The sequence below is a fragment of the Flavihumibacter cheonanensis genome (genome assembly GCF_022352215.1).
Taxonomy (GTDB): Bacteria; Bacteroidota; Bacteroidia; order Chitinophagales; family Chitinophagaceae; genus Flavihumibacter; species Flavihumibacter cheonanensis.
Genome location: NZ_JAKRWF010000003.1, coordinates 371,517 through 383,961, shown reverse-complemented (window position 1 = coordinate 383,961; position 12,445 = coordinate 371,517). Strand labels below are relative to the sequence as shown.

At 44.6% G+C, this 12,445-nt stretch carries 9 protein-coding genes; 8 read left to right on the top strand and 1 reads right to left on the bottom strand.

Annotated features, from left to right (window positions below; all coding sequences use genetic code 11):
- Positions 1 to 5 precede the first annotated feature (5 nt).
- On the top strand, positions 6 to 1,043 hold the full coding sequence (locus MD536_RS15540) for an NAD(P)H-dependent glycerol-3-phosphate dehydrogenase (protein ID WP_239601764.1): 1,038 nt from the start codon (positions 6 to 8) through the stop codon (positions 1,041 to 1,043).
- Between the two features lie 189 nt (positions 1,044 to 1,232).
- Here MD536_RS15540 and hemW read toward each other — a convergent pair whose 3' ends face one another.
- The gene (gene hemW / locus MD536_RS15535; protein ID WP_239601763.1) at positions 1,233 to 2,372 is read right to left on the bottom strand and encodes a radical SAM family heme chaperone HemW; all 1,140 of its coding nucleotides are present in this window, start codon (positions 2,370 to 2,372) and stop codon (positions 1,233 to 1,235) included.
- A gap of 93 nt (positions 2,373 to 2,465) precedes the next feature.
- Between hemW and MD536_RS15530 the strand changes: the two genes are divergently transcribed.
- The 7 genes from MD536_RS15530 (at position 2,466) to porM (ending at position 12,437) form a co-directional block, all read left to right on the top strand.
- A complete protein-coding gene (locus MD536_RS15530; protein WP_239601761.1) occupies positions 2,466 to 4,328 on the top strand; it encodes a ShlB/FhaC/HecB family hemolysin secretion/activation protein in 1,863 nt (620 codons plus the stop codon).
- 17 nt (positions 4,329 to 4,345) lie between these two features.
- Positions 4,346 to 5,230, top strand: coding sequence for a DUF4271 domain-containing protein (locus MD536_RS15525; RefSeq protein WP_239601760.1), 885 nt, complete (start codon positions 4,346 to 4,348; stop codon positions 5,228 to 5,230).
- A 38-nt stretch (positions 5,231 to 5,268) separates the two neighbouring features.
- Complete coding sequence (locus tag MD536_RS15520; protein ID WP_239601758.1) at positions 5,269 to 6,069, top strand: uroporphyrinogen-III synthase; 801 nt, start codon at positions 5,269 to 5,271, stop codon at positions 6,067 to 6,069.
- 274 nt (positions 6,070 to 6,343) lie between these two features.
- On the top strand, positions 6,344 to 8,449 hold the full coding sequence (locus MD536_RS15515) for a thioredoxin domain-containing protein (RefSeq protein ID WP_239601757.1): 2,106 nt from the start codon (positions 6,344 to 6,346) through the stop codon (positions 8,447 to 8,449).
- A gap of 189 nt (positions 8,450 to 8,638) precedes the next feature.
- Positions 8,639 to 9,928 carry a T9SS ring complex lipoprotein PorK/GldK gene (porK, locus tag MD536_RS15510; RefSeq protein WP_239601755.1) on the top strand — a complete coding sequence of 430 codons (1,290 nt, stop codon included), beginning with the start codon at positions 8,639 to 8,641 and terminating at the stop codon, positions 9,926 to 9,928.
- A gap of 140 nt (positions 9,929 to 10,068) precedes the next feature.
- The gene (porL, locus tag MD536_RS15505) at positions 10,069 to 10,836 is read left to right on the top strand and encodes a type IX secretion system motor protein PorL/GldL (protein ID WP_239601746.1); all 768 of its coding nucleotides are present in this window, start codon (positions 10,069 to 10,071) and stop codon (positions 10,834 to 10,836) included.
- Between the two features lie 68 nt (positions 10,837 to 10,904).
- Positions 10,905 to 12,437, top strand: a complete 1,533-nt coding sequence (gene porM / locus MD536_RS15500) for a type IX secretion system motor protein PorM/GldM (protein WP_239601744.1) — start codon at positions 10,905 to 10,907, stop codon at positions 12,435 to 12,437.
- Positions 12,438 to 12,445: the final 8 nt, after the last annotated feature.

Genomic DNA, 12,445 nt, shown 5'->3' with positions numbered 1-12,445 from the left:
AATCCATGCGGCTCGGAATCATAGGGAGCGGTAGCTGGGCAACTGCTTTAGCCAAAATCGTTACCGATAATGGCAATCCGATTCACTGGCTGGTTCGCAGTGAATCCATTCGTCAGCATTTGATTCACCGCAAACACAATCCGAATTATTTATCAGCTGCCAGTTTTGATATCACAAAGCTTCACTTACACCTATCCATAACCGAAATGGTGAAAGCCTGTGATTGCCTGGTACTGGCTGTTCCTTCTGCCTATATTGAAGAAACCCTGACCGGATTAACAGCTGCCGACCTGGAGGAAAAGATCTTGGTTTCAGCTGTAAAAGGCATGATGCCGGAGCGAAATATTCTGATTAATGAGTGGTTGCAGGAGCGCTTTCAATTGCCATTGTCTTCCTACTATACGGTTATGGGTCCCTGCCATGCAGAAGAAGTAGCAAGAGAACGTTTGTCCTATTTGACCTTTTCCGGCATTTCGGAAGAAAAGGCACATGAGGTTGCTTCGAATTTCAAGACCTGGTATATCAATACCCTTGTGAACACAGATGTAATCGGAGTGCAATATGCAGCTATTCTTAAAAACATTTATGCGCTGGGAGCCGGTATTGCACACGGACTGGAATATGGCGACAATTTTCAGAGTGTATTCATTGCGAATTGTGCGGATGAAATGGCTGGATTTTTAAAAAAAGTAGGGGTTCAGCGAATGGAAGTTGGCTCTCACCAGGGGGAAGATCCGATTACACATAAAAAAGATGCAAATTATGCTGCATCCGTTTACCTGGGTGATTTGCTGGTAACCTGTTATTCTCTTTATAGCAGAAACCGAACCTTCGGTAATATGATTGGTAAAGGATATTCCGTAATTAGTGCGCAACTTGAAATGAATATGGTGGCGGAGGGTTATAATGCCAGCAGAAGTATTTTCCTGCTCAATCAGCAGGTTGGAGCCGATATGCCCATTGCTTCGGCCATCTATCGAATCCTGTGGCAACAGTTGGCCCCGGCAGCAGGCTTTAAACTTATTGAAGAAGTACTCATATAGTTGTCAAACAACTGTTACTAAATCTCAGGCCTGTGCAACGTATCACTTGAAAAAGTTATCTTTAATGAAATGCCTGTTAGTTTCTCCATATACGGTTCTGCCATGCTGGTGCTCCTGGTAATTGTGCTGATAAAACAGGCTTTAGCACATTTTACCAGAGAAAAAACAAATTCTTAACTACGGTAGTTCCTAGAAGAAGAAACTGGCAATTCCGTCAGCAAAAAGTTTTCCCTCATTTGTGAGTTGTATCCTGTCGCGGTTTACTACAAGGCGTTCCGGCCCTTCTTTTCTGGTTAATTCCTGGTATTGATTGAGCCTATCCATCAGCGCTTTTGTTTCCTGTAAACCATATTGGCGGGTGTAATGGTCCAGATCTAGTCCCTCAGCTGTTCGGAGAGCCGTCATAATATATTCATGGCGACGGTTTTCTTTGGTCAGTTCTTCCTCTTCATGAAATATTTCCCCTGTTTCTATCGCTTTAATATAGAGTGCATTATTGGAAATATTCCATCTTCTGCAGTGGCCGTCAAAGGAATGTGCACCCGGGCCGGCACCCAGATAAAGTTTGCCGCTCCAGTAGGAGCTGTTGTGGCGACTGTGGTATCCTGAGAGGGCAAAATTGGAGATTTCATAATGCTCATAACCTGCTTTGCGAAGCGTTTCCATCAAGAGCAGAAACTGCCGGCTCTGTTGTTCCGGGTCGGTATCTGGCATGCGTCCTGATTTGACCAGGTGTGCCAGGGCTGTTTTCTCCTCTACGGTTAAAGCATAACAGGAAAGATGCGGAACCCGGCTACCAATGGCGATCTCCATGTTTTCCATCCAGGCTTCATCTGTTAACCCCGGCGTGCCATATATCAAATCGATACTGAAATTTTCAAAACCGGCTGCCTGTACCCGTTTTAAACCTTCCCGTGCTTCCACGGCCGTATGAGCCCGGTTCATCCAGCGCAAATCCATTTCATGAAAGGATTGAATGCCAATACTCAGGCGGTTGATTCCAGCCGCCTGCCAGGATTCGAGTGAAGAAGAACTAAGGTCATCCGGATTCGCTTCAAGTGTAATTTCAGCTGTTGGAGATAGATTGTACTGATCTCGAACCACGTTCAGTAAATAATTTAATTCTTCCTGGCTCAAAAGGGAAGGGGTCCCTCCACCAAAATACAGGGTTTCAATCGGATCAACCTGCCAGATTGGAGCACGTTCTGTTAACTCCCTGGCAATAGCATTCACCATCTGCAGTTTATTCTCCAGTTGGGTGGAAAAATGAAAATTGCAATAGTGGCAGGCCTTGCGGCAAAAAGGGATATGTATATAAATTCCAGCCAATGTTGATAGTAACCCGCAAAGTTAACTTTGCCGGGGCAATTCAGATTCCTGCTAAAACGTTATTTTACTGCCGAGATGAGGGGATTACCATTGATGAAGATCGTATGCCACAGAAAGATCCTGCTTTTAGCAGGTTGGATGCTATTCGCCGTTGCAGTGGTAGCCCAGTCTGTATCTCATCAGTTGCAGTTAAAACGGATCGACTCTTCCAATTCCACACCAATCCCGGGATCAATAAAAACCAGTTTTCCGGATCGGGTTAGCTGTATGCAATATGTTCTAAAGCTGGATTCTTTGCTGGCCCTACAGGGATTTGCAACCGCATCCGTTGACAGTATCCGCGAATCTGACAGCCTGACCACGGTATATTATTTTCTTGGTCAGCAGTATCGCTGGGGGACTATTCGGGTAGAAGGTATGACTGCCGGCGAGATACTTGCAGCGGGGTTGGAGATGGATTCCCTGACCCGTACATTGCAATTATCCATCCAGCGAAACAGATCGGCCAGGTCATCCGGAAAAACCTCCGTTTTTTCCACGAGTCAACTTGAAACTATACAGCAAAAATTGCTGACATATCTCTATAATAATGGCTATCCTTTTGCGTCCGTTCAATTGGATAGCCTGGTGTTGCAGGCTGCAGGACCGGATACAGCATACATCGGCGGGATATTAACTATTCAAAAAGGATTGCCCTATAAACTCGATAGCATCCGCGTGCTTGGTAAAGCTAGTATATCGGAAAACTTCCTTCACCGGTACCTGGATCTTCCGAAAGGAATGCCCTTTCGAAAGCAGTCATTTGAGAATGTGAGTGTACGAATTCGGGAATTACCCTTTTTGCAGGAACAAAAACCCTGGGCCATCCGGTTTGGTGGAAATGGTGCGATTCTGGATTTGTTCCTGGAACCTAAAAAAAGCAGCCAGATCAATGTACTTATTGGTTTATTGCCCACCACTAATACTGCGGGACAGAATAAATTCCAGGTAACGGGAGAAGCAAATCTTAATCTCAAAAATGCGCTTGGAAATGGTGAAACGATTGGTGTGAACTGGCAGCAATTACAAATTCAATCGCCCCGACTGAACTTGTTATACCAGCAACCTTATTTATTTGGATCCGCTTTTGGAATCAGTACCCAGTTTGACCTATTCAAGAAAGACAGCTCTTTTCTGAATATCAATGCTCAATTAGGTGTTCAATATGCGGTCTCTTCGCGTCAGACAGGAAAAGTTTTTTTACAATTATTCCGGACCAACCTGGTGAATGTAGATACCAACCGGATTAAAGCAACCAAACGCCTGCCGAACGATATCGATATGAGCATCGTTAATCTGGGTGTGGATTATGAATTGTTTACAACCAATTACCGCAGGAATCCGAGGCGCGGATGGGAAGTATTTGGGTCTGTTACAGCAGGAACCCGAACCATAAAACCCAGTACGGCTGTTTTGGACATCAAAGATCAGTCCTTTAATTACGCATCATTGTATGATACAATTGATTTGAAGTCGTATCAGTTTCGGATCAGGGCCCGGTTGGCAAAATTCATTCCTCTTGGAAGACAGGCTACCCTGCAATTGTTGAGTACAGGAGGATGGGTGCAGAGTCCATCTTTGTATCGCAACGAACTCTTCCAGATTGGTGGCTACAAGCTAATGAGAGGCTTCGATGAAGAAAGTATATTTTCTTCCCGCTATTTGGTGAATACATTGGAATACCGGTACTTGGTTGGTGTAAATTCTTACTTTTTCGGTTTTGTGGATCTGGGTTTCACTTCCAACAAAAGTTCATTGGGGCAAAGCAACAACCGGCTTCTGGGAGCGGGACTTGGACTCGCATTTGAAACAGCAGCCGGATTCTTTAATCTCTCGCTGGCGGCCGGAAAACGGGATGACAGTCCGTTTAACCTTCGTCAAACCAAGATTCATCTTGGCTATGTGAATTATTTCTAAATTGCAGCCTGATCATCATGCGATTCCTTTCCCCTCTTTTTATTTGTTGCTGGATGCTGCTGGCAGGTATGCTACAGGCGCAAGACAGTTCTGTTATAGTTCAGCCGGATAGTGTTGAGCAGGTTCCTGTTGCGCCTCAAATTAAGGAGCCTCTTGATTTTAGCAGTTCAGGTTATCAGAAAGTATTGCAATCCCACCCCTATTATAATTTCACTCAAAAGGGGGTGTATCGTACAATTATTCCCAAAAAAGCCAGAGGCAAGGATGGTTTATTTTATTTGTTGGCTGGCTTACTGTTAGTTCTGGCATTGGTCAAACTTAGTTTTGGTAGGTACCTGGACAATATGTTTAAAGTGTTTTTCCGTGCCTCTCTGAAAGCTAAGCAGATCCGGGAGCAGTTATTGCAAACGCCGCTGGCCAGTCTTCTGTTGAATATTCATTTTGTAGCTTCCGCCGGATTGCTGGCCGCCATGGTGCTCCACCAATACCAAAAGGATCCGGTTGATCCGGGTTTTTGGAAACTTTACGGCTACTCTATCCTTGCCATTTCAGTGATTTATGTCGGTAAAAATTTTATTCTTCAATTTCTCGGATGGAGTTTACGTATGAAGGATACCACAGATACCTACATTTTCATAGTGTTTCTGTGTAATAAGGTCCTGGGAATCTTCCTGTTACCCGTACTGATGCTGATTGCCTTTGCCAATGAGACACTGGTAACTGTGGCTACCACAGTAGCCTATTTGTTGGTGGTGGCAATTTTCCTTTACCGGTATATAAGTGCCTATGGATTTATAACCCGGGAACTAAAAGCCAGCCGTTTCCACTTTTTTTTATACCTTTGTGCCTTCGAAGTAGCACCCTTACTGTTGATTTATAAGGTGTTAACGAAAATAGTGTAGGTGTTAATTAACTTTAAGAACGTTTAGCTTAATAACAAATGCTAAAGAACGAGGCTAAGAAGGGAGCTGGAGCTCCTGTAATCAAGAAAATCCTGATCACCCAACCGAGGCCTGAAAGTGACAAATCTCCTTACTTTGAATTGGGTAGGAAATTTGGCGTGACCTTAGACTTTCATCCCTTTATCAGCCTGGAAGGAATTCCGGCTAAAGATTTCAGGAAACAAAAAATTGACATCGCACAGTTTTCAGCGGTCATTTTCACCAGTCGAAATGCCATTGATCATTTCTTCCGTATCTGCGAAGAAATGAAAGTCAGTGTATCGCAGGATACCAAGTATTTCTGCATTACAGAGGCGGTAGCGCTTTATCTGCAAAAGTTTATTCTTTATCGCAAGCGGAAGGTATTTTATGGTGCAGATGGTACCAACAAGAGCATGTTTGATGTTATAAACAAGCATAAGGAAAACGAGCAGTTTTTATATCCCTGTTCTGAAAATCAGCAGGATAATGATATCGTTAACTGGCTGAAATCACATAAATGTGAATTTGCAACTCCGTTTATGTACCGCACTATTTTCAATGACCTGAAGCCTATTCTTGGGTCTAATGAATATGATATCATTTGTCTTTTTACGCCAAGTGGTGTAAAGAGCTTGTTGAATTATGAAGGCTTTAAGCAGAACGGTACGCTGATTGGTGCGTTTGGTAGCAACACTTCAAAAGCGGTAGAAGAGGCAGGTTTGGCACTGGATATTAAAGCACCTCAGCCACAGGCTCCTTCGATGGTAGCGGCCCTGGAACAGTTTTTGGCGAAGAAAGTGAAGGGAGAGGGGAAGTGATATGGAAGATGGGCAATGGAGGAGGGAGGAAGGAAGAAAGGCAACTAAAAAATTATAAGAGAAGTGGGTACCGGAGGTCCGGTACCTTTTTTTATTGGTATGGATCTGCCAGTATTCATGATTTGTTACCGTTAAAAAAGGTTCAGTTTCCAGGAATTGGGATGTAAAGTACAGGGGTCTCCCATTCCTCCATCTTCCATTCCTCCATTCTCCCTTCTCCTTTGTCTCCTCTTCCATTCTCCTCTTCCATACCTTTGTTCTTCAACCGTTACTTATGGCAAATCGATTGGCAAAAGAAAGCAGTCCGTATCTATTACAACATGCTCACAATCCGGTGGATTGGTATCCATGGGGGGAAGAGGCGCTGGAGGCAGCCAAAAAACTGGACCGCCCTATCCTCGTGAGTATTGGTTACGCAGCCTGTCACTGGTGCCATGTAATGGAGCGGGAAAGTTTTGAAAATCCGGGAGTGGCGGCTCTCATGAATGACCGGTTCATCAACATCAAAGTCGACCGTGAAGAACGACCGGACATCGATCATATTTATATGGATGCACTGACCTCCATGACAGGTTCGGGTGGTTGGCCTCTCAATGTTTTTTTGACACCGGATGGCAGACCGTTTTACGGAGGAACTTATTATCCTCCTCAAGCATTTCATAATATGCCTGCTTGGACCGACGTGATTCTGGCTATTTCAAAAGCCTGGCAGGAGAGACGAGGAGAACTCTTGCAGCAGGCTGAAAATCTAACCCAGCATTTGGTGCAGGCTAACAGGATCGGGCAGGGAGCCGCTTCGGGTCCGGATTTTCATACTGAACAGCTCACCCAGATGGCGCAGGTACTTTTAAAAAATGCTGATAAAACCGAAGGTGGATTTGGTCGGGCCCCCAAATTCCCTCAGACATTTTCTATTGCTTATCTTCTTCGGTATGCTGCCCGTTTTATGGAAAAATCTTCCCGTTTTGCCAGTAAGAGGAAGGACGAAAGCATACATTGGAAAGAGGGAGCCCTTGAATTAGCCGCCGAAGACGCTTTACGCCAGGCTCTTTTAAGCCTGGATAAAATGATTGAAGGGGGAATTTATGACCAGCTAGGCGGTGGTTTTGCCCGCTATTCCACAGATAATAAATGGCTTGTTCCGCATTTTGAGAAAATGTTATATGACCAGGCATTATTGGTTTCGGTATTGTCAGAAGCATATCAGTTAACAGGTAAAACAGAATATGCTGAAACCATCCGGGAAACAATTGATTTCCTGGAGCGGGAACTAATGTCTGCCGAGTTTGGTTTTTATTCCGCTTTGGATGCAGATTCGGAAGGAGAAGAAGGGAAATTTTATGTTTGGGAGAAAGGGGAAGTTGAGGAATTGCTGGGAAAGGATGCTGCCCTTGCCTGCGACTGGTTGGGTATCACTAATGAAGGGAATTGGGAAGGAATTAACATTTTAACAAAATCGCGCAAGAGGCAGGAATTGTTAGATATGGGATATTGTGATCAGGATCAGGATAAGCTGAATCTGCGCCTGGAAGAAATCCGTCAGAGATTGCTGGAAGCAAGAAAAAGCAGAATCCGTCCTGGATTGGATGACAAGCAGTTAGTATGCTGGAATGCCCTGATGAATTCAGCTCTTTCAAAAGCGTTTGCTGCCACTGGAGAAGAAAGGTATCGCTGGCTGGCGGAAAAAAATATGGCCTGGATGTTACGCGTTTTTTCGGGACCGGATAACAACATTCTGCATACCTATAAATTAGGGAAGGCACAGATACCCGGATTTTTGGATGATTATGCATATCTGGTACAGGCTTTGATAAATCTGCAGGAAATCACGGGAAGAACGGAATTACTGGAAGAAGCAAAAAAATTAACAGAAGTTATATTCAGGGATTTTAGCTCGGAAGACAGCCCGCTATTTTACTATACGAACCAGCGACAGACAGATGTAATCGTGCGAAAAAGAGAAGTGTATGACGGAGCCCAGCCCTCTGGGAATGCGGTTATGGCCTTCAATATCAAGTACTTAGGTATCATTTTTGAACGGTCTGACTGGTCTGGAAGGTCGGCATCGATGACAAGTGTGATGGCTGGTTCAGCAGTACGATATCCGGGCTCATTTGGTTGCTGGGCGATGGAAATAATGGGTTGGGTAGATGGATGTGCAGAAATAGTGGTAGTGGGAGAGGAGGCAGACGTACGACGAAATGAAATTATGGCTAATTTTATTCCGTACAAAGTACTTCAATCCGCCACCCGGGAAAATCCCGCTTACCCGCTTTTGCGTCACAAGCCCTCCGCCCCTGATACACTAATCTATCTATGCCAAAGCTATAACTGCCTTCGGCCAGAAAGCGCTGTAGACAGGTTTTTGGAACAATTGTAGGTGATTTTGGACTGAAAACGAGGTTAATTGGCAAGATTTTATTGGGGGGCAAAACAATAATCCCCTTTTATAGACCGTTAAATTTGTCACGGGAACAAGCAAAATCAGTTCCTTGACGTAAATTATAAACAAAAGAAGCTGATGTTGACAAAACATTATATTTGCCCACTACCCTTTAATATTATGAAAATGAAAAACCTGTCCACGTTGTGCACGCTTGCAGCCGTATCTATGTTGGCAAGCTGCGGAATGTTTGGAAAAAACTCCAACAAGGGAGGATTACCAAACGATGGTCAGTTGCACGGCGTAGCGCCTGGCAACAAGTACTCTATGCCAAAACCTCCGGGAATGGTGTACATTCCACCCGGGACATTCCACATGGGTCCAAGTGATGAAGATGTCAACTATGCATACACTGCCCGTAATAAGCAGGTATCCATTAATGGCTTCTGGATGGATGCCACTGAAATCACCAACAACGAATACCGCCAGTTCGTAAACTGGGTTCGGGATTCAACAGCTGCCAAGCTGATGGGATTTGTGAAGAATGTTGACGGGGTAGACCAGGTGGACTGGGCAAAAGCAAAAACCATCAAGTGGGGTGATAAAGCTACCATTGAAAAGATCGACCAGTTGATTCTTTCTCCTGAAAACCGAATCTTCGGCAAAAAGGAACTGGATGCTTCCAAATTGGTATATCATTCTGAAACATTCGATAATAAGGATGCTGCCAAGCGTGAAAATGCTGGTAAGCCCCGTTCTCAATTCATCGTGAAAAAAGATGTTCGCATCTATCCCGATACGCTGGTATGGATCCGTGATTTCTCCTATTCCTATAATGAGCCAATGACCAAGCGCTATTTTTCTCATCCGGCATTTGGAAATTATCCGGTGGTGGGTGTAAGCTGGGTACAGGCTACTGCTTTCTGTGAGTGGAGAACGCATTATCTCAACTCATTCCTGGAAAGTAAAAAACGTGCTCAGGAGTCTGATTTCCGCCTGCCTACAGAAGCAGAATGGGAATATGCAGCCCGTGGCGGTCGCTCACAATCAATGTTCCCCTGGGGTAACTACTATCTGAGAAATAAAAAAGGATGTCTGCTGGCTAACTTTAAGCCAGGCCGTGGTAACTATCCGGAAGATGGTGGTTTCTACACTGTTCGCGCAGATGCTTACTGGCCTAACGATTTCGGTCTTTATAATATGGCCGGTAACGTAGCAGAATGGACCTCTTCTCTTTACTATGAAGGTGGTTACAATTTCCAGCATGATATGAACCCGGATATCCGTTATAATGCGAAGGATTCTGATCCTCCCCGCATGAAACGTAAGGTATTACGTGGTGGTAGCTGGAAAGACGTTGGTTATTTCCTGCAAACCGGAACCCGCTCTTACGAATACCAGGATACGGCTAAATCGTATATCGGTTTCCGCTCTGTAATCGATCTTCCACCTACACAGGGCAAAGGCAAAAAATAAGCGTATAGCAAATTTCTAAAGACAACATCTTACTAGTTATTATTTGATTGAAAAATCGAACTGGAACTCTTTTATCTAAAATCTAATATCTATATCAAACAAGTATCTAAACCCTTATTCAAACTCAAAAATTAACAACTATGGCTGGTGCATCAAAATCTACTGACAAACTCGTGAATATCTTCGTATGCGTGGGCGCTGCGGTGGTAATCTTCGGAGCATGGGCAAAAATCCTACACCTATCTTTTGCCGACATTATGTTGACCGTTGGTCTTCTGACGGAAGCCCTGATCTTTATCGTATACGCATTCTTACCGCCTCCCGGTGGTGAAATGGCTGCGCTGGCTGAAGCTCTGCCGAAACTGTCTACCAGTCCGGCTGGCAACCCTGCCCTGAACAACCTCGATAAAATGATGCAGGAAGCTGATATCACTCCAACCAACCTGAAAAAACTGAGCGAAGGTTTCAACAAACTGGGAACTACCGTTAATCAAATGAAAGATGTATCTGATGTGGTAGCTGCTACCAATGATTATGCATCTAAAACTAAAGAAGCTGCAGGTGCACTCGGACAAATGAAGGAAGCTTACCAGAAGAGCGCCACAACCATGGCGGTTTTCAACGAAGCATCTGAAAGCACCAAACAGTTCCATACACAGGTACAGACCCTGACCAAGAACCTGGGATCTCTGAATACAATCTATGAACTGGAACTCCAGGATACGAACAACCACCTGAAAGCGATGAATAAGTTCTATGGTAATCTGGCCCAGGCTTCCGAAGCTATGCAGGGAAGTGTGGATGATGCTAAGAAAACACAGGATCAAATCGCAGCACTGGCGAAAAACCTCAGCAACCTCAACCAGATTTATGGTAACATGCTGAACGCCATGCAAGGTCGCGCGTAAGCCAGGTTGATCGTACCCTTTATTGAAACTGTGAAAAACTAGATTGACAACATTTAAATCCCAGATCCATGGCCTTACCTAAAGAGCCCAGGCAGAAGATGATTAACATGATGTATTTGGTGCTTACCGCGCTACTTGCATTGAACGTATCATCTGAAATCCTGAACGCATTCAAAACCGTTGACGAAAGCATCCGTACTGCCAACTCGGTAGTGGATGAGAAAAATAAAACGACTTACGAGTCGTTCGAAGCCAAAATGAAGAAGCCGGAAACTGCTGAAAAAGCAGCCATCTGGTATCCGAAGGCGCAACAGGCACAAAAGCTGTCTGCAGAAATGTCTAAGTATCTCGATGATCTGAAGACAGAACTGAAAAAAGAATCCAAGGGAGAAAACATCGGTACTCCTGAAGAAAAGTTCTCTATCGATAACCTCGATGCCTCTACCCGTATGCTGGTAGAAGGTGCCAAAGGCGATGAGTTACTGAAAAAACTGACCGATTTCCGTAAGCAGATGCTGGAAATCGTTCCAGAGCAGAAGGCGAACTTCGAAAAGTCGCTGCCGCTTGATCTGAGCATTCCTAAGTCTCAGACCGGAAGCACTGTACAGAACGACTGGAAATCTGCCTATTTCCGCATGACTCCAACCATCGCAGCACTTACTATTCTAAGTAAGTTCCAGAATGATGTGAAGAATTCTGAAGCCCAGATCGTTGATTTCTGTCATAAAGAAATCGGTGAGGTAGAAGTTATCTTCGACGAATTCCAGGCTTTTGCCGGAACAAACTCTACCTACCTGATGCCAGGTCAGGAATTGGAAATCACTGCCGGTGTTGGCGCCTTCTCAAAAGCAGCAAAACCCTCTGTATCAATCAATGGTGCTCCTGTTGCATTAGGTGCTGAAGGAACTGCAGTGTACAAAACCACAGTGAGTGGAGCAGGTGAGAGAAGCGTAAACGTTGAAGTTAAATTCAAGAAGCCAGATGGAACGGATGCTGTTCTGAATAAGACTATCAAGTACACAGTGGGTGTTCCTTCCGGAGCCTCTGTATTCCTGGAGAAAATGAACGTGGTTTACATTGGAGTTGACAACCCGGTAATGGTATCTGCTGGTTCTGCCGGTAAAGAAAAGATGAACGTAAGCTTCACTGGTGGTGCAATTACTCCTGCAGGTGGCGACCGTTACATCATCAAGCCGAGCAAAATGGGGCCTGCTGAAATCAAAATCACTGTTGAAGGTAAAACCAGCTCTTTCCCAATGCGGGTGAAGTCGCTGCCTGATCCTACTGCAATGGTGGGTGCCAGCAAAGGTGGCGCAATGCCTGCAGCCCAGTTCAAAGCTATGGGTGGTTTGTTGGCTAAACTCATGGATTCTGAATTTGACGCTAAATACGATGTGATCAGTTATGTAGTAGGTGCTAATGGTGGAGCATTCCAAACCTATCAGCAATCTGCTAATGATGGTCCCCGTTGGAATGGTGGCGCTGCTGCAATTATTAACAAAGCTACACCAGGTTCTAGCGTGTTTTTTGATCAGATTCGTGTAAAAGGTCCGGATGGCCGCGTACGTGAACTTCCAGGTATCTTCTTTAACTTGAAATAAGCAATTGA

What these genes read in the sequence shown, in the direction of transcription:
- MD536_RS15530 (WP_239601761.1), top strand. Translation starts at nt 2,466, where the DNA reads ATGAAGATCGTATGCCACAGAAAGATCCTGCTTTTAGCAGGTTGGATG.
- MD536_RS15515 (WP_239601757.1), top strand. Translation starts at nt 6,344, where the DNA reads ATGGCAAATCGATTGGCAAAAGAAAGCAGTCCGTATCTATTACAACAT.
- MD536_RS15525 (WP_239601760.1), top strand. Translation starts at nt 4,346, where the DNA reads ATGCGATTCCTTTCCCCTCTTTTTATTTGTTGCTGGATGCTGCTGGCA.
- porM (WP_239601744.1), top strand. Translation starts at nt 10,905, where the DNA reads ATGGCCTTACCTAAAGAGCCCAGGCAGAAGATGATTAACATGATGTAT.
- porK (WP_239601755.1), top strand. Translation starts at nt 8,639, where the DNA reads ATGAAAAACCTGTCCACGTTGTGCACGCTTGCAGCCGTATCTATGTTG.
- porL (WP_239601746.1), top strand. Translation starts at nt 10,069, where the DNA reads ATGGCTGGTGCATCAAAATCTACTGACAAACTCGTGAATATCTTCGTA.
- MD536_RS15520 (WP_239601758.1), top strand. Translation starts at nt 5,269, where the DNA reads ATGCTAAAGAACGAGGCTAAGAAGGGAGCTGGAGCTCCTGTAATCAAG.
- MD536_RS15540 (WP_239601764.1), top strand. Translation starts at nt 6, where the DNA reads ATGCGGCTCGGAATCATAGGGAGCGGTAGCTGGGCAACTGCTTTAGCC.